The 17,264-nt window shown below is 37.8% G+C and carries 17 protein-coding genes; 15 read left to right on the top strand and 2 right to left on the bottom strand.

Annotated elements, in window-relative coordinates:
* The 10 genes from AC11ZT_RS05415 to AC11ZT_RS05370 form a co-directional block, all read left to right on the top strand.
* Positions 1-351, top strand: a 351-nt coding sequence (locus AC11ZT_RS05415; protein WP_484058623.1) for an NUDIX domain-containing protein, incomplete at its 5' end; no start/stop codon positions are given.
* A 270-nt stretch (positions 352-621) separates the two neighbouring features.
* Positions 622-2,580, top strand: coding sequence for a methylmalonyl-CoA mutase subunit beta (locus tag AC11ZT_RS05410; RefSeq protein WP_484058622.1), 1,959 nt, complete (start codon positions 622-624; stop codon positions 2,578-2,580).
* Complete coding sequence (scpA, locus tag AC11ZT_RS05405; RefSeq protein ID WP_484058621.1) at positions 2,577-4,727, top strand: methylmalonyl-CoA mutase; 2,151 nt, start codon at positions 2,577-2,579, stop codon at positions 4,725-4,727. Before AC11ZT_RS05410 ends, scpA begins: the two co-directional genes overlap by 4 nt.
* A gap of 3 nt (positions 4,728-4,730) precedes the next feature.
* Positions 4,731-5,834 carry a methylmalonyl Co-A mutase-associated GTPase MeaB gene (gene meaB, locus AC11ZT_RS05400; protein ID WP_484058620.1) on the top strand — a complete coding sequence of 368 codons (1,104 nt, stop codon included), beginning with the start codon at positions 4,731-4,733 and terminating at the stop codon, positions 5,832-5,834.
* A gap of 70 nt (positions 5,835-5,904) precedes the next feature.
* A complete protein-coding gene (locus tag AC11ZT_RS05395) occupies positions 5,905-6,339 on the top strand; it encodes a BrxA/BrxB family bacilliredoxin (RefSeq protein ID WP_484058619.1) in 435 nt (144 codons plus the stop codon).
* 494 nt (positions 6,340-6,833) lie between these two features.
* Positions 6,834-7,553, top strand: a complete 720-nt coding sequence (sigI, locus tag AC11ZT_RS05390; RefSeq protein WP_484058618.1) for an RNA polymerase sigma-I factor — start codon at positions 6,834-6,836, stop codon at positions 7,551-7,553.
* Positions 7,546-8,565 carry an anti-sigma factor domain-containing protein gene (locus tag AC11ZT_RS05385; protein WP_484058617.1) on the top strand — a complete coding sequence of 340 codons (1,020 nt, stop codon included), beginning with the start codon at positions 7,546-7,548 and terminating at the stop codon, positions 8,563-8,565. The genes sigI and AC11ZT_RS05385 overlap by 8 nt, the downstream gene beginning before the upstream one ends.
* Positions 8,566-8,897: 332 nt before the next feature.
* On the top strand, positions 8,898-9,671 hold the full coding sequence (locus AC11ZT_RS05380; RefSeq protein ID WP_484058616.1) for a transporter substrate-binding domain-containing protein: 774 nt from the start codon (positions 8,898-8,900) through the stop codon (positions 9,669-9,671).
* Between the two features lie 181 nt (positions 9,672-9,852).
* Positions 9,853-10,512, top strand: a complete 660-nt coding sequence (locus AC11ZT_RS05375; protein ID WP_379970229.1) for an amino acid ABC transporter permease — start codon at positions 9,853-9,855, stop codon at positions 10,510-10,512.
* Complete coding sequence (locus AC11ZT_RS05370; RefSeq protein WP_484058615.1) at positions 10,505-11,227, top strand: amino acid ABC transporter ATP-binding protein; 723 nt, start codon at positions 10,505-10,507, stop codon at positions 11,225-11,227. The genes AC11ZT_RS05375 and AC11ZT_RS05370 overlap by 8 nt, the downstream gene beginning before the upstream one ends.
* A 51-nt stretch (positions 11,228-11,278) precedes the next feature.
* On the opposite strand, the gene AC11ZT_RS05365 is transcribed toward AC11ZT_RS05370, so the two are convergent.
* Complete coding sequence (locus AC11ZT_RS05365) at positions 11,279-11,557, bottom strand: hypothetical protein (RefSeq protein ID WP_484058614.1); 279 nt, start codon at positions 11,555-11,557, stop codon at positions 11,279-11,281.
* A gap of 223 nt (positions 11,558-11,780) precedes the next feature.
* Between AC11ZT_RS05365 and AC11ZT_RS05360 the strand changes: the two genes are divergently transcribed.
* On the top strand, positions 11,781-12,296 hold the full coding sequence (locus AC11ZT_RS05360; RefSeq protein ID WP_484058613.1) for a L,D-transpeptidase: 516 nt from the start codon (positions 11,781-11,783) through the stop codon (positions 12,294-12,296).
* 53 nt (positions 12,297-12,349) lie between these two features.
* Here AC11ZT_RS05360 and prli42 read toward each other — a convergent pair whose 3' ends face one another.
* The gene (gene prli42 / locus AC11ZT_RS05355) at positions 12,350-12,442 is read right to left on the bottom strand and encodes a stressosome-associated protein Prli42 (RefSeq protein ID WP_484058612.1); all 93 of its coding nucleotides are present in this window, start codon (positions 12,440-12,442) and stop codon (positions 12,350-12,352) included.
* A 173-nt stretch (positions 12,443-12,615) separates the two neighbouring features.
* Here prli42 and mce point away from each other — a divergent pair, with 173 nt between their 5' ends.
* The 4 genes from mce to AC11ZT_RS05335 all read left to right on the top strand — a co-directional run bounded on the left by mce (position 12,616) and on the right by AC11ZT_RS05335 (position 17,189).
* Positions 12,616-13,029 (top strand): methylmalonyl-CoA epimerase, encoded by a 414-nt coding sequence (gene mce, locus AC11ZT_RS05350; protein ID WP_484058611.1) that lies wholly within the window; start codon positions 12,616-12,618, stop codon positions 13,027-13,029.
* 2 nt (positions 13,030-13,031) lie between these two features.
* The gene (locus AC11ZT_RS05345; protein ID WP_484058610.1) at positions 13,032-14,582 is read left to right on the top strand and encodes an acyl-CoA carboxylase subunit beta; all 1,551 of its coding nucleotides are present in this window, start codon (positions 13,032-13,034) and stop codon (positions 14,580-14,582) included.
* Between the two features lie 155 nt (positions 14,583-14,737).
* Complete coding sequence (locus AC11ZT_RS05340) at positions 14,738-15,853, top strand: tripeptidase T (RefSeq protein ID WP_484058609.1); 1,116 nt, start codon at positions 14,738-14,740, stop codon at positions 15,851-15,853.
* A 115-nt stretch (positions 15,854-15,968) separates the two neighbouring features.
* Positions 15,969-17,189: a DNA polymerase IV gene (locus tag AC11ZT_RS05335; protein WP_484058608.1), complete on the top strand. Its 1,221-nt coding sequence runs from the start codon at positions 15,969-15,971 to the stop codon at positions 17,187-17,189.
* The last annotated feature ends 75 nt before the right edge of the window (positions 17,190-17,264 follow it).

The following is a 17,264-nucleotide window of genomic DNA, read 5'->3' as shown; positions in this document are numbered from 1 at the left end:
CAACGCACGGAACCTCATGGGAAATGGGGCCTTTTAGGGGGGTTAATGGAGTTAGGTGAATCTCCAGAAGATACAGCCCGGCGAGAGGTGTTTGAAGAAGCAGGAATTGATGTTGGCAAACTTAGGCTGATTGATGTGTTTTCTGGTAAAAATTATTTTGTAAAGTTGGCAAATGGAGACGAGTTTCAAACGGTTACAATTGCCTACTATTCGACAGAGTTTCATGGAAACCCACAAAATAATCATGAGGAAGGTCTTGCCGTGCATTTTTTTCCGCTATCGGAGCTGCCGGAATTCATTGTAGGATCTCATAAGCATATGATTGAATTATATATACGAAGCACTAAATAATCGTAATAATGACTTATAATTTGTATACTTTTTCACAGCAGTGAAATGACAGAAGCATGGGTTGCTTTGCAAAACAGTTGCCTAGCAATCCACTTTATGTAACATATATACATATATGGTATGACATATTTTGCGGTTATTAGCTAATTTGATACATTATTTTCAAAATTGTCTTTGCGAGAACACGTATTTTGTACTAAACTAAACATGTATAATAATTTAGAAAATTTCATTTTATTATAATTTAATTAGAGTAAAGGGGGTCTACATATGGAGAAGACGTTTCAGGAGTTCAAAGGGGTATCTTATGAACAATGGAAGCAACTTGCAGAAAAAGCGCTAAAAGGAACAGCGTTTGATAGTTTACTTCGACACACATATGATAATGTAATTCTGAAGCCTTTATACACAAAAGATGATGCTCATGCATTCAAGGAAGTAGCTGCCCTTCTTCCGAAAGCTGGAGAAGGAATTGCACAAGAAGTATTCGCAGCAAATCCAAGCAAAGCAAATGCTATACTTGTAGACGCATTAAAAAATGGACAACAAGTTGTGCATTTACTTGTAAATAAAGCGACTCTTCGTGGAAGTGATTCTGCACAAGATGGAGACCGTGGTATTCCATTAAGTTTTACAAAAGATTTTGAAAGCGTTTTTAACGGGGTATCCATCGAAAAATATCCAGTACTACTTTATACGGGATATACAGCATATCCGCTATTGGCAATGCTAGCATCCTATGCTAAGAAAAGTGACACTCCATTATCTTCCTTACGGGGAACTGTTGGAGCAGATCCACTCGGCTATTTAGCAGAAGAAGGTGAGCTTGCTACATCATTATCTGCTTGCTATGACGATATGGCCAAAACAATAAAATGGAGTTTAGAACATACACCTCAATTACATTCGCTATTCGTTCGTACAGATACGTATCATAATGCTGGAGCAAATGCTGTACAAGAGTTAGCCATCGCATTTGCTACTGCAGTTGAATATATTCGGGCAGGAATGGAACGCGGATTACAAGCGAAGGATGTTATTTCATCCATCACATTCAGTTTTTCAGTAGGGTCCTATCTCTTTACTGAAATTGCGAAACTTCGTGCATTCCGTGTATTATGGAGCAAAATCACAGAACAATTTGGTCTAGCTAACGTAAAAAGCACGGTTCATGTATCTACATCAAAACGAACAAAAACAGTAAATGATCCTTATATTAATTTACTTCGTGCTACAACGGAAGCATTTTCTGCAGTCATTGGTGGTGCGGATACACTTCATGTAACTCCATATGACGATGCAGCAGGATTTGCTAATGAAAATGGGAAACGATTAGCTAGAAATATTCAACATATCCTGCGCGGTGAAGCTCATCTTGAGAAAGTTATCGATCCTGCAAGAGGTTCGTTTTATGTGGAAGAGTTAACGGATGAGTTAGCTAAGCAAGCATGGGATATGTTCCGTGATATCGAGAAAAAAGGTGGCATGACTGCCGTGCTTGAGGACGGTTCTTTGCATGAAGAAATTAATCGTGTTGCTAAGCTACGACTTGCAAATGTACGCTCATTAAAGCAAACCATTGTCGGTACGAATCGCTTTGTAAATCTTGCAGAAGACAAGCTTACAGCTGATAGCAAAGAAGCATATAACCGAGAAGAAGTTGTACTTGCTTATAAAAAACAACAAAACACAACTACTGTTCCTTCCTATCAAAATGCAACAGTTGAAGAATTAATTGAAGCATTTTCAGCAGGAAGTTCAATTGGAGACATTACTGCATCGCAAATCAAAGATGGTATACAAATCCAAGCTTTTCTTCCAATGCGAGATGGGGAAGAATTTGAGGAATTGCGTAAAGCAGCAGACCAATTTCTAAGTCAAACAGGTAGAAGTCCGCGTGCATTAGTTGTTCAACTTGAAAAAGATGACAATACTAAAACAATTGCTACTACTTTAAAAGCATGTGGGTTTGAAGTTGCAACGGTGGACAAGGTGCCAGGTGATATAGAAGAAGTAGAAGCTGTGTTCTTACATGATAACGTAGATTCACTTTTAACATCTATCGCGAACCTTTCATCTGTAGGAAAAAAACTATATGTAATTGGTACGGATGAAAGTGGAGCAGGAGAGGCTGCTTTAGCTGCAGGAGCAGATGGCACACTTGCAAATGTAAGCAGTTTGTTGCCATTGTTGCAAGATATGTATAATGAGTTGGAGGTGACAGTATGAAAACGCCAGACTTTTCAACACTAGAATATTCATCGCTATTTACAAATGAAGCCGTTACAGAGCCAGAAGCAACGGTTGCTTATAAATCCAATGAAAAAATTGATGTTAAAACCATATATAAAGAAGAAGATATTGAGTCACTCGATTATCTAGACTTTAAACCAGGCGTAGCACCATACCATCGCGGACCGTATGCTCTTATGTATACGAATCGTCCGTGGACAATCAGACAATATGCAGGCTTTTCTACAGCGGAAGAAAGTAATGCATTCTACAAACGTAATTTAGCTGCTGGACAAAAAGGATTGTCAGTAGCATTTGACCTTGCGACTCATCGTGGTTATGATTCAGACCATCCTCGTGTTGTAGGGGATGTCGGTAAAGCCGGCGTTGCAATTGATTCCATTTTGGATATGAAGGTATTATTTGATGGTATTCCGTTAGATAAAATGTCGGTGTCCATGACGATGAACGGTGCCGTTCTTCCTGTGTTAGCATTCTATATTGTAGCTGCAGAAGAACAAGGGGTAAAGCAAGAACAGCTAGCAGGTACGATTCAAAATGATATTTTAAAAGAATATATGGTTCGTAATACGTACATTTATCCACCCGAAACATCCATGAAAATTATTGCAGATATTTTTGCATATACATCTAAAAATATGCCGAAGTTTAATAGCATTAGTATTTCTGGTTATCATTTACAAGAAGCTGGCGCTCCTGCTGATTTAGAATTAGCTTATACGCTCTTAAACGGTATTGAATATGTTCGTACAGGACTTAAGGCAGGATTAGAAGTCGATTCATTTGCCCCGCGCCTATCTTTCTTCTGGGCGATCGGTATGAACTACTTTATGGAAGTTGCAAAGATGCGCGCAGGTCGACTTCTTTGGGCGAAGCTAATGAAGCAGTTTGATCCGCAAAATTCGAAGTCATCAGCATTACGGACTCATTCACAAACATCAGGATGGAGCTTAACGGAGCAAGATCCGTTTAATAACGTTGCACGTACTTGTCTAGAAGCACTTGCAGCCGCAAGTGGTCATACACAATCACTTCATACGAACGCATTGGATGAAGCCATTGCATTACCTACTGATTTCTCAGCTCGTATTGCTCGTAATACACAATTGTATTTACAAAATGAAACAGGAATTACGAATACAATCGATCCGTGGGGCGGTTCTTATTTCGTTGAATCGTTAACATCAGATTTGATGAACCGTGCATGGGAGCATATTGAAGAAATTGAAAGCCTAGGTGGTATGACAAAGGCAATTGAAAAGGGTATACCTAAGCTTCGTATTGAAGAGGCGGCAGCAAGAAGACAAGCCCATATTGATTCTGGCGCTGAATTAATCGTAGGGGTAAACTCATATCGTCTTGATCAGGAAGAACCTCTTGAAATTTTAGATATTGATAATACAGCCGTGTTGAAAAAACAATTAGAACGTTTAGATCAACTTAAGAGTAGTCGAGATGAAGCTGTTGTTGCAAAAACATTAGAGGCGATTACAAAAGCTGTTGAAACAGGCGAAGGAAACTTGCTTGCATTAGCGATCGAAGCTGCACGTGCTCGCGCTTCACTTGGAGAAATTTCAAGCGCAATTGAGAAAGTTTCAGGTCGTCATAAAGCTGTTATTCAAACAGTGAGTGGCGTATATCGTTCTGAATACAACAAGCAAGATGAAATTGAACTTGTTCGTCAAAACATTGATGCCTTTGCTGATAAGGAAGGTCGTCGTCCACGTATTTTAATTGTTAAACTTGGACAAGACGGTCACGATAGAGGGGCTAAGGTTGTAGCAACTGCATATGCTGATCTTGGGTTTGACGTAGATATGGGACCATTATTCCAAACTCCAGAAGAGGCAGCTCGTCAAGCAGTAGAAAATGACGTTCATTGCATTGGCATGAGTTCACTTGCGGGTGGTCATAAAACATTGCTTCCTCAACTTATTGAAGAATTACGTAAGCTAGGAAGAGAAGATATTGTTGTAATAGTCGGCGGTGTTATTCCGGTTCAGGATTATGAATTCTTATACGAAAATGGTGCAGCTGCAATTTTCGGACCAGGGACAGTTATTCCACATGCTGCCCAAGAAATTCTAGATGAAATTGAACGTCGTCTGGGCGAAGAGGAATAAACAATGCAAGAAGATATGAAACGTCCAGAATGGGTGCCGACTACCGGAGAAAACCAGGATGCTTTCACAACTACCGTCATGAAAGGAACGGAGCAGCCTGTAGCGCGAAAACATTCCTTTCAAAAACGAACGGTATCGATAGAAACTCTTGTTGAAGGAGTGCGAAGTAATAATCGCACTCTTCTTGCACAGGCGATTACACTTGTAGAAAGTAACGCACGGAAGCATAATCAAAAAGCGCAAGAACTCATCCAACAGCTTTTGCCGTATACAGGAAATTCTATTCGTATTGGAATTACGGGGGTTCCGGGAGCGGGGAAAAGCACATTCATTGAAGCGTTTGGTACTATGCTCTGTGAGCTAAATCTTAAGGTTGCAGTACTGGCTGTAGATCCTAGTAGTACCTTAACACGGGGAAGTATTCTAGGTGATAAAACGAGAATGGAACGTCTTGTGCAACAGGAAAATGCATTTGTTCGTCCTTCACCATCTGGCGGTGCATTAGGTGGGGTAAATAGAAGAACACGAGAAACCATGCTATTGTGCGAGGCAGCTGGTTACGATGTTATATTAGTTGAAACAGTAGGCGTTGGGCAGAGCGAAGGTATGGTCCGTGATATGGTAGATTTCTTCTTACTTTTATCGCTTACTGGTGCAGGAGATGAATTACAAGGCATAAAGCGCGGTATTTTAGAGTTAGCTGATGGGATTTTAATTAACAAGGCAGATGGAGATAATCGTGTCCGTGCTTTGCAAACAGTTGGACTATACTCACAAATGTCGCATTTGTTTCAGCCGGCAACAGAAGGTTGGGAAGTTCACGTAGGCCTATGTTCTGCTCTTTATAACGAAGGCTTACAGGAGTTTTGGAAGGAAGTAACTACTTTTCAGGAAAAGACAAAACAATCTGGTGTGTTTGAACAACGACGGAATAATCAAAAACGACATTGGTTGTACGCATCAATCCGTGAACAACTTGAAATACGATTTTTCAACAATACGATGATGAAAGAACAGTTAATGCAGTATGAGCAAGACATTATGCATGGGAAACAAACTGTTACGAAAGCTGTTATGGAGCTTATGGAAACGTATGAGAATAAGTAAAAGCAGTTTCGTTGGTATTCCTACCTTAGAATTGATAAGATAGTAGCAAAGAAATATAAGGAGGAATACAATGGTTGATTTTAATTTTTTTATGAATGATGTTGTCCGTCAAGCTCGTGAGGAAATTGGTTCTGCTGGCTATACAGAATTAAAAACACCAGAAGAGGTAGAGGAAGCATTTGCAAAATCGGGTGTAACATTAGTCATGGTGAACTCAGTTTGTGGATGTGCAGGAGGCATTGCTCGTCCTGCGGCAGCTCATTCGGTTCACTACGACAAACGACCAGATCATTTTGTTTCTGTGTTCGCAGGACAAGATAAAGAAGCAACTCAGTTTGCACGCGATTATTTCGAAGGTTACCCACCATCCTCTCCATCATTTGCTTTATTAAAGGATGGAAAAATTTTAACGATGATACAACGACACGAAATTGAAGGGCATTCACCAATTGAGGTTGTTGAAAAGCTACAGAACTATTTCGATCAATATTGCCAAGAAGTATGAAACATGATTACAAAAGTGTGAATGTGTCAATTATCATCTTGGATGTATAGATCATGATGCAATCCTTTTCAAATAGGAAAAGGGTTGTATCATGATTTTTTTTTAGTTTATTTATTTATACCCCCATAAAGACGAATCTTCTTTCGAATAGATATAAGGAAGAAAGCAAAAACGAGTTAGAGTTGATAGATGAAGTAGTAGGCAATAAATACGATATTACTAGTAAATAGGGGAAAGACATGATATAACAAAAAACCATTTGTATGATTGTAAGAAGCAGAGTAGTAGGCCAAGTAGGGGAAATGCAAATAAATATAAATAAAAAATGATTGAACAGTAACAGAAAGAAACCTTGCTTCGCAATTGCAAACAAATCGGTAATAAACGTAACAAAAAAGAAAACAACAGCTAGTAATTTCGTATGTTATAATGGTCACTTCTATTAGAGAAGTGACCGTTCTGCTATGTTTGTGGAAGGGAGGGAGGAGCTCGGAGTGCTACATTTATTACTACATGTTGTTAAGAAAAAGCCAACAATCGAGGAAGAAGTCATGAATTTACAAGCTGGAAATGGAGATAAAGAAGCATTTATTCTAGCCTATCGCCCTTTTATTCGTAGCACCATTTCATCTATTCGCCATCGTTATATAACGGAACAAGACGATGAATATAGCATTGGCTTAGTTGCGTTCAATGAAGCCTTGCAGCAATATTCGTACACAAAGGGTAGCTCATTCCTCTCATTTGCAAAACTCCTTATGAAACGAGACATTATTGATTATTTACGTAAGGAAACACGTAGGACGTTTGTGCCCTTTGATGAAGTGGGGGAAGCCATTGATTCTCAGCAATCTCAGTTAGAATATTTGCAGGAAATGGACAATCAAAATCGTAGAGAAGAAATTTTCCATTTACGTGGTTTGCTTAAAGAATTCAAGATCTCTTTGCCCGAACTGGTGAAAGAGTCACCGAAGCATCAAGATACACGGTCGGCAATGATAGCAGTTGCGAAACAAGTTGTAAAAGAAGAGGAACTATTAGAGGAATTGTTTCAAAAGAAAAAGCTGCCATTAAAGAAACTTGAACCGAAAGTCAGCATGAGTCGTAAAACACTGGAACGTCATAGAAAGTACATTATTGCCATGTGTCTCATTTTTAGTAATGAATACACCTATATTAAAGGTTACATAGAGGAGGGGATGAAGGATGAGTAAAGGTATTGTTATGGAAGTATATTCGCGTCGTATCGTGTTACTAACACCTGAAGGTAACTTTGTTACATGTAACAAAGGAAAACATACATATGAAATTGGGTCTGAAATTCAATATACTCCTCAAGACATAACGGTAAGACGCCTCTATTTAAAGCCTATACTAACAATTGCTGCATGTTTAGTCCTATTCCTCCTTTTCTATCGACCAGAAGATAAGGTAATGGCTTACGTCTCAATTGATATTACTCCCAATTTAGAGGCAAGTGTTACAAATCATTTATATGTAAAGGATTTGAAAGCACATAATCAAGAGGGAGAAAGAATTTTGAGGGAAATAAAGGACTGGAAGGAAAAACCCCTTCAGGAAGTTCTACAGCATATACTTGATCAAAGTGAAAAGGATGGATATTTAATACCAGGAAAGAGAGTTATTCTTACTTCTGTATTAAAGGATAAAAGTGATACTGCCCTTGAGAATCATCTTGAAAAGCTAGTTACGCATTTTCAAGCTGAGTATAAGCAAGAGGATATTATGATTATATGGAAAGCAGGCATCTTAAAAATCCAAGAGGAAATGAAAAGGGAAGGCTTTCGAATGGGACCATATGTAGGGGAAAACCAGAATCAGGATTTATCTCTCTGGACACATATAAACAAGGAACCGTTCATTTTGAATCCATCTGCAACCCTTTCAAACGAAGGGGAACTATCGCAGCAAATCATACTTCCGAAAGATTCCTCCACCTCGGCTGAGGATAATCAACAGAAATATTTTAAGGAAGAGAAGAAGCAAGAAATGATAGACATTCCTGAAGGAGAAAAGCAAGTAGCAGGAAATGAAAATAAAAAGCTTACACCGGCTAAACCTACTAATAAGTCCAATCAATCTGCAGACTCAAATGTAGAGAAAATAAAAAATGAAACAAACAAGCAAGATGTAGGAAAGGATAATACGAACGAGAAGAATAAACAGCAGGAACGAGAGCAAGATACGCATCGTAAAGAGAAATAGAAAAAGCAATAGATAATGGAGGCTACGGAAAAACAATACGTTTTTTCGTAGCCTCCAAAATATTTTCTAGTTAATCCGTCCAGATGGATGTTGCATTAAAAAGAATAAATATGCATTATCTACCTAATAGCTATATACATAAATGTGAAATACAAGGAGAACAATAAAGCTGCAGTAAGAAAATAACTATTATTTATGGTGAATTTGCAAAAACATTGTAGCATTTTCGCGATTAATTATTGCATAATTATAAATGTGTGTTAAAATACAGTTTGTTAAATAAAAAGCTATTTATAGAAAAATAAAGAGATGTTATAACGGAGGGAACAAATATGAAAAAGCTAGTACTACTCGTTTTAGCTGGCGTTTTAACAATTGGGGTGCTTGGGGCTTGTACCAAGAAGCAAGATTCAACAAGCAATAGCACGAATAAAGTTCTTGTAATGGGAACTTCTGCTGATTACAAGCCGTATGAGTATGTGGATTCATCAAAAAGCGATAAGCCAATTGGATTTGATATTGATATTGCAAATTACATTGGAAAAGACCTTGGTTATACAATCCAAGTAAAAGATAGTGACTTTGACGGTTTATTAGCATCTATGCAAGCTGGTAAAGTAGACTTCGTTATGGCTGGTATGACACCTACAGACGAACGTAAAAAGAATGCTGATTTCTCAGATATTTATTTTACAGCTAAAAATGTTGTTATTTCTAAAAATGGTACTGTACAAAAGATGGATGATTTAAAAGGGAAAACAGTTGGTGTACAAACAGGCTCTATTCAAGAAACGAAAGCGAAAGACTTACAAAAACAAACTGACTTTAAATTAGAAGGACGTAATCGTGTACCTGATTTATTTGAAGAATTAAAAGCTGGACGTGTTGATGCGATTATTGTAGAAGACACAGTTGCAAAAGGATATTTAACGAAACTTCCTGAACTTAAGGGTGCAGATATTCCAGAGGCCGCTGATGAATCTGGTTCTGCTATTGCATTTCCTAAAGGAAGTAAATATACAGCTGATTTTAATAAAGAAATTCAAAAGATGAAACAAAATGGTGAATTGGACAAACTAGTTAAAAAATGGTTTGACGCACAATAAAGCGAGTTATCTTTAACTATATATGTATGGGAACACAATTTACAGCAGGGGTTACCTCTGCTGTAAATTGTGTTCTTCTATGGAAATATTTAATTATGACACAAATGGCTTTTTGTATCGAACATTTCACTTTATAATGTGAAAGAGATGAAGTATACGTAAGAGAGGAATGGTTGCAGAGATGAAACTTGATTTTAATCAAATCGTCCCATCGATGCCTTATATATTATTAGGGTTACAAGTTACACTGCAAATTGTTGCAGTAGCAGCTGTAATTGGTTTTGTACTAGGTACGCTGCTTGCCTTATTTAAAATTGCTAGAATACGAGCGCTTGGTTGGTTTGCAGATGCATATACCTCGCTTTTTCGCGGAACACCACTTGTATTACAATTGATGATTATCTACTACGGGTTGCCGCAAATTACAGGCTATGATATTAATTCTTTTCTAGCAGCCGTGCTAGCGTTTGGTTTAAATTCGGGCGCGTATATGTCAGAAATCATTCGTGCTGGTGTACAAGCTGTTGATAAGGGTCAAACGGAAGCAGCTATGGCACTTGGTATTCCTTATCGTAAAATGATGATGAACATTATATTACCACAAGCGATTAAAAATATTTTACCTGCACTTATGAATGAATTTATTTCGCTTACGAAAGAATCAGCGGTCGTTACGGTAATTGGTGCCAGTGATTTGATGCGTCGTGCTTATATCGTTGGTGGAGAAAAATATGCGTATTTTGAACCGCTTCTTTTCGTAGGGGCTATTTACTACATTTTAGTCATCCTATTGACAATTCTCGGAAAAGCAATTGAAGGGAGAATGAGAAAAAGTGATTAAAATTGAAGGACTACGCAAATCTTTTGGTGAGCTTGAAGTATTGAAGGATATTTCCACTACCATTGAGCAAGGACAAGTTGTGGCCGTTATCGGACCTTCTGGATCAGGAAAATCAACCTTTTTACGTTGTATCAATTTACTTGAGCAACCTACAAGTGGTCATGTTTGGATCAAAGACGAAGAAGTTACAGATAAACAAACAGATATTATGAAGGTACGCCAACATGTAGGAATGGTATTTCAACATTTCCATCTGTTTCCTCATATGACTGTTTTGGAGAATTTAACGTATGCACCGATGAAAGTGAAGGGGATGACCAAGGAGGAAGCAGAGAATAAGGCACAACAACTGCTTGCCAAGGTTGGCTTGAGTGAAAAAGCGAATGAGTATCCAAATCGCTTATCCGGCGGTCAAAAGCAGCGTGTTGCAATTGCAAGAGCACTTGCTATGGAGCCGGAAGTCATGCTATTTGATGAACCGACCTCAGCACTGGATCCTGAAATGGTAAAAGAAGTACTTGAAGTTATGAAGTCCCTTGCTCATACTGGAATGACGATGATGATTGTTACACATGAAATGGGGTTTGCAAGAGAAGTGGCAGATCGTGTTTTATTTCTAGAGGATGGTAAGCTAATTGAAGATGCACCACCATCCGAATTTTTTACTGCGCCAAAGAGTGCACGTGCCCAAGAATTTTTACAAAAAATGCTGTAAAGTGTAAGAAAAAGGTGTCCTAATTGCGTTAACGGGGCACTTTTTTTATATTTATATAAGGAAATGAAGATATATCCAAATCCAAACGAGATTTGAAGTCCAAAGTAAGGAAAATAAAGCAACCGGAATCGAGTAACGAATTCGTTTTAAATAGGCAAATGCAACAGAAATAGAAAACAGCATGTATAAAACAAATCCGAGCGTTTCAAGAATTGGGGCGGGAAGTGTAACAAAAGGGGCGTATAGCTTTAAAAAGACGAACAATCCTTTAAAGCAGCCATATAGAACAGAAACCATGACATAAAAAGTAAAAAAACTATAAATTTTCATACTTTCCCTCTCCCCATCCTACATGTATTTACATTTCTTCAGCATGAAATTGCAATCCTATTTCTATACATGTATTCGTTTACATGGAAATCATGCATATAGCTTTAATATGACAGTACTACAGTGGAATCCTTCTTTCTTTCATAAGTTTTTCGGTACATTTCATGAAAAATGAAAGTATGGGGAAATATATGAAAAATGGTTTTGGAAAGAAGGAAGTGCGATGAACCACATTCTGTCCATTATTCTTGTAATGGTAATTTCTCCTATATGGCCGCTCGGTGAGAATCCAAGAGTAGGAGATCCTTATATAATTGTAAATAAATTAAGTAATAAACTTGCGTATATTGATCGAGGAGAAATTCAAGGGATTTTTCCGATTGCTACGGGTAAAACAAAAACGTTAACACCCGAAGGTGAATTCGATATTGTAGCAAAGCTAGAAAATCCGTATTATATAAAAAAAAACATTCCTGGCGGGAGTGCTAAAAATCCTCTTGGTTCTCGCTGGATTGGTTTTAATGCAAGAGGGACAGATGGGGCCAAATATGGAATTCACGGGACGAGCGACCCAGATTCGATTGGAAAATATATTTCAAGTGGCTGTATACGTATGTACAAACAAGATATAGAATATTTATATTCACATATTCCTATTGGAACAAAGGTGCTAATCGTAAGTAGCATGAGGCCCTTTGCAGAGATTGCCAAAGAAAAAGGAGCTATTTCAAAAAAATAAGAAGTTATATATTTAGGTAAAAAAGTAAAGTGGCCGAATAATCGGCCGACACTTTACCAAAACATACTAATCCCAGTTAGAATGGTAGTAAGTAACATACATATGAGCATAATAAAAATGAATATTTTTTGAGCTCGTTTGTTCATGATAAACCTCCTATACGTTCATACATTTATTGTAACGATGGAAAAGAAACAGAACAAGGGACAATTTTCGATAAAAATTTTATAAACTAACAGGAAATTAAAAATTCATGTAGAATGTAATAAGAAGAATGTGCTTTTTTGCATCTAACGTTCAACAAGGGGTGAAGTACAAAATGAAGAAAATCGATCATATTGGCATTGCGGTTCGATCTTTGAAAGAATCTCTTCCGTTTTACACTGAAGCTTTGCAACTAAAATTACTAGGTGAAGAAGAGGTTGAATCCCAACAAGTAAGAGTAGCATTTTTGCAATTGGGAGAAAGTAAGTTGGAACTTTTGGAACCGCTATCAGAAAGTAGTCCTATTGCAAAATTTATCGAAAAACGCGGTGAAGGAATCCACCATGTAGCACTCGGAGTTAACTCAATCGAAGAGCGTCTGCAAGAAATGAAGGAAAAAGGAATTCGAATGATTGACGAAACAGCACGCAATGGAGCACACGGATCTAAGATTGCATTTATGCATCCGAAAGCTGCGCACGGCGTGTTATATGAACTATGTGAGAAAAAGATAGGGGCCGAGGTGTAAACATGGTAGATATTTATGAAAAAATCAATGATTTATACGATAGAAAGCGTGAAATTGAATTAGGTGGCGGAGATAAACGGATTGAAAAGCAACATGAAAGAGGAAAACTAACTGCACGCGAAAGAATCGATTTGCTTCTTGATGAAGGTACATTTGCAGAATTGAATGCATTTATGGAGCATCGCTGCGTGGATTTTGGCTTAGAATCAAAAAAAGGTCCCGGAGACGGAGTTGTAACAGGCTACGGTAAAGTAAACGGGCGTCTTGTATACGTATTTTCTCAAGATTTCACTGTATTTGGCGGTGCACTAGGTGAAATGCATGCGAAAAAAATTGCTAATGTAATGGATTTAGCTGCAAAAAATGGTGCTCCAATTATTGGTCTTAATGATTCCGGCGGTGCGAGAATTCAAGAAGGTGTTCTTTCACTAGATGGTTATGGTCACATTTTTTATCGAAATGCTATTTATTCTGGAGTAGTGCCACAGATTTCAGTTATTATGGGACCATGTGCAGGTGGAGCTGTGTATTCACCAGCTATTACAGATTTTGTCGTTATGGTAGAAAAGACAAGCCAAATGTTTATCACTGGACCGAAGGTTATTGAGGCGGTTACTGGAGAAAGTATTTCCGCTGAAAATTTAGGTGGAGCTAAAGTTCATAACTCAATTAGCGGAAGTGCACATTTTGCGGCAAAAGACGAAGAAAATGCTCTTGATATCGTTCGTGCTTTGCTCAGCTATTTACCACAAAATTGTGAAGAAAAGCCGCTTATGTATGGTACACCGGATGATGACGACTATCGCCCTGAGTTAACTGATATTATTCCATTTGATGCACTTCGTCCTTATGATGTTCGTAAAGTATTAGAACATATCGTAGATAAAGATTCTTTCTTAGAAATTCAAAAGAGTTTTGCAAAGAATATTGTAATTGGATTTGCAAGAATTAAGGGAGAATCAGTTGGTTTGGTATGTAACCAACCTAAGGCTATGGCTGGTAGCCTTGATATTGATTCATCTGATAAAGCAGCTCGCTTTATCCGTCTTTGTGACTCCTTCAATATTCCAATTGTTACATTTGAAGACGTAACTGGGTTCTTCCCAGGCGTTAAGCAGGAACATGGAGGAATTATCCGCCATGGTGCAAAAATTTTGTTTGCATACTCAGAAGCAACGGTTCCAAAGATTACTGTAATCTTGCGGAAAGCATATGGCGGTGCCTATGTTGCACTAAATAGTAAATCAATTGGTGCTGACGTTGTTTATTCTTGGCCAAATGCAGAAATCGCAGTAATGGGACCACAAGGAGCAGTAAACATTATTTTTGCAAAAGAAATTAGTGAAAGCAACGATCCGGAAACAACTCGTGCTCAGCTAATTGATGAATATCGTGAAAAATTTGCAAATCCATATGTAGCTGCAAAGCATGGTATTGTGGATGATGTTATCGATCCTCGTGATACGAGAATCAAGCTTATTCAATCACTTGACATGCTTCGTAACAAAAAAGAAGAACGTCCGAATAAGAAACACGGCAATATTCCACTATAATCTGTTTATAATTTCGAAAAAGGGAGTACCGAATCCAATTCGGTACTCCCTTTTTTATTTATAATTGATTGTAGCTCATATAAATTGTCATTACTTTTCTTTCCATTACATTCTGCTATAATTGTAGTTGTACATACCAATTAGGAGGTATTTCAATGATTAACGAACAACGTTTAGTTAACGAGTTTTTTGAACTTGTACAAGTAGATTCTGAAACAAAACATGAAGCAGCCATTTGCAAAGTATTAAAGGCAAAATTTACTGCTCTAGGATTAGATGTATTTGAAGATGACACAATGTCACAAACTGGTCACGGGGCTGGTAATTTAATATGTACTCTTCCTGCTACGAAAGAAGCTGATACAATTTACTTTACATCACATATGGATACGGTAGTTCCTGCGAATGGAGTAAAGCCTTCTATAAAAGATGGCTACATTGTTTCAGATGGTACGACTATTCTTGGTTCTGACGATAAAGCAGGTCTTTCTTCAATGTTTGAAGCACTTCGTGTAATCCAAGAAAATAATATTCCTCACGGTAAAGTAGAATTTGTTATAACTGTTGGGGAAGAGTCAGGCCTCGTTGGAGCCAAAGCTCTAGATCGTAATCTTATTACTGCAAAATATGGTTATGCCCTTGATAGTGATGGAAAGGTTGGAGAAATTGTTGTAGCAGCTCCGACTCAAGCAAAAGTAAATGCCGTTATACATGGTAAAACAGCGCATGCTGGTGTAGCCCCTGAAAAAGGAGTATCTGCGATTACGATTGCAGCCAAAGCGATTTCAAAAATGCCACTTGGACGTATTGATAGTGAAACGACTGCTAACATTGGAAGATTTGAAGGTGGTACACAAACAAACATCGTATGCGATTATGTTTCTATTTTATCAGAAGCAAGATCTCTTGTAGAGGAAAAAATGCAAGAACAAGTCCGTAAAATGAAAGAAGCGTTCGAAACGACAGCTAAAGAAATGGGTGGACATGCTGAAGTTGAAGTGAAAGTGATGTATCCTGGTTTTAAATTTGCCGATGGTGACCATGTAGTAGAGGTTGCAAAGCGTGCTGTGTCTCGTATTGGTCGTACACCTTCCCTACACCAAAGTGGTGGCGGCAGTGATGCGAATGTAATTGCTGGATTCCAAATTCCAACGGTTAACCTTGCAGTAGGCTATGAAGATATTCATACAACAAAAGAAAAAATTCCTGTTGAAGAATTAGTAAAAACTGCAGAGCTTGTTGTGTCAATTATTGAAGAAGTTGCAAAATAATACTAGATGTTTAAAAGGGCGACCCGGTAAGGGGCGTCCTTTTTGTAATGCGTTGATAGTGTCTCCATTCCTTTGTATAATAAGAATGTATGTTCTTAGAAATGAGGTAGATGGTATGGAGAGAAAGAGTAAACATCGAATCATCTTACATGTTGATATGAATAGTTTTTATGCTTCCGTCGAAATAGCGAAGGATAGAAGCCTACAAGGAAAGCCACTTGCAATTGCCGGGGATGAAAAACAGAGAAAAGGTATTATTGTAACCTGTAGTTACGAAGCACGAGCGCTTGGTATTCACACACGTATGCCGGTTTGGGAAGCTAAGCGTCTTTGTCCTCATCTCATTGTAAAACAACCCAATTTTCCTTTATATAAACGTGCTTCCTTTTCACTCTTTCAGCTTTTATCTCAATATACAGATGTTTACCAACCTGTTTCTATTGATGAAGGATATTTAGATATTACCAATCACATAAATATAGAAGATCCTCTTGCTGTTGCGAACGATATTCAGAAAGAAGTGCTTAAACAGCTTTTTCTACCTTGCAGTATCGGAATGGCTCCTAATAAATTTCTTGCCAAAATGGCTTCTAATATGAAAAAACCCCTTGGTATTACCATATTAAGAAAACGAGATGTCCCAAGTGTTCTATGGCCGATGAATGTAATGAATATGCATGGCGTAGGAGAAAAAACAGCATTAAAATTAAAGAAAATGGGTATTACTACGATCGAAGATCTTGCTAAGGGTGACGAAGGATTATTACGTAAACAATTAGGTGTAAATGGAATCTTATTGAAACAACGAGCAAATGGAATCGATAATCGTCCCGTTGATCCAAATCAAATCGATCAATTTAAATCAATTGGGAACTCACGTACGTTACCTACTGATACAGATGAAGAGCGCGTTGTGTTTCAATGGCTTGAAACATTAGCGGGTATGGTAAGCAACCGATTACAGAAAAAGAACATGATTACTTGTTCGATACAACTTACAATGATGTGCAGCAATCGAAACGTAATTACAAGAAGTATGCAACTACCAGGCTCAACAGATAACATGCAGGATATATATGAGGTGGCATGTATGCTATGGAGAAAACATTGGAATGGTGAATCGGTTCGTTTGCTTGGTATTACAGCAAATGATGTAACGGAACTTAAAGAAAATGGTAAACAGTTAGATATATTTTCGTATGAAGAGGATATACAACAAGAACCACTTCAACAAGTGTTAGAAGAGCTTCGTAACAAATACGGAGCATCGATTGTACAAAGAGGAAAAGAAAAAAATATGTCATTACAGGATCGATTGCGAAAAAAATTTACATAGATTATTTTTTCGCGGATTTATTTGCCATTTTCTATAACTTTCCGTAAGATATACGTTAGATGAAGAGAAAGAGGT

It is taken from the genome of Ectobacillus sp., from assembly GCF_056992975.1.
This window is presented reverse-complemented; position numbering and strand designations above follow the sequence as displayed.

What these genes read in the sequence shown, in the direction of transcription:
- AC11ZT_RS05365 (WP_484058614.1), bottom strand. Translation starts at nt 11,557, where the DNA reads ATGAAAATTTATAGTTTTTTTACTTTTTATGTCATGGTTTCTGTTCTA.
- AC11ZT_RS05375 (WP_379970229.1), top strand. Translation starts at nt 9,853, where the DNA reads ATGAAACTTGATTTTAATCAAATCGTCCCATCGATGCCTTATATATTA.
- AC11ZT_RS05345 (WP_484058610.1), top strand. Translation starts at nt 13,032, where the DNA reads ATGGTAGATATTTATGAAAAAATCAATGATTTATACGATAGAAAGCGT.
- AC11ZT_RS05385 (WP_484058617.1), top strand. Translation starts at nt 7,546, where the DNA reads ATGAGTAAAGGTATTGTTATGGAAGTATATTCGCGTCGTATCGTGTTA.
- prli42 (WP_484058612.1), bottom strand. Translation starts at nt 12,442, where the DNA reads ATGAACAAACGAGCTCAAAAAATATTCATTTTTATTATGCTCATATGT.
- mce (WP_484058611.1), top strand. Translation starts at nt 12,616, where the DNA reads ATGAAGAAAATCGATCATATTGGCATTGCGGTTCGATCTTTGAAAGAA.
- meaB (WP_484058620.1), top strand. Translation starts at nt 4,731, where the DNA reads ATGCAAGAAGATATGAAACGTCCAGAATGGGTGCCGACTACCGGAGAA.
- AC11ZT_RS05360 (WP_484058613.1), top strand. Translation starts at nt 11,781, where the DNA reads ATGAACCACATTCTGTCCATTATTCTTGTAATGGTAATTTCTCCTATA.
- scpA (WP_484058621.1), top strand. Translation starts at nt 2,577, where the DNA reads ATGAAAACGCCAGACTTTTCAACACTAGAATATTCATCGCTATTTACA.
- AC11ZT_RS05395 (WP_484058619.1), top strand. Translation starts at nt 5,905, where the DNA reads ATGGTTGATTTTAATTTTTTTATGAATGATGTTGTCCGTCAAGCTCGT.
- AC11ZT_RS05335 (WP_484058608.1), top strand. Translation starts at nt 15,969, where the DNA reads ATGGAGAGAAAGAGTAAACATCGAATCATCTTACATGTTGATATGAAT.
- AC11ZT_RS05340 (WP_484058609.1), top strand. Translation starts at nt 14,738, where the DNA reads ATGATTAACGAACAACGTTTAGTTAACGAGTTTTTTGAACTTGTACAA.
- AC11ZT_RS05380 (WP_484058616.1), top strand. Translation starts at nt 8,898, where the DNA reads ATGAAAAAGCTAGTACTACTCGTTTTAGCTGGCGTTTTAACAATTGGG.
- AC11ZT_RS05410 (WP_484058622.1), top strand. Translation starts at nt 622, where the DNA reads ATGGAGAAGACGTTTCAGGAGTTCAAAGGGGTATCTTATGAACAATGG.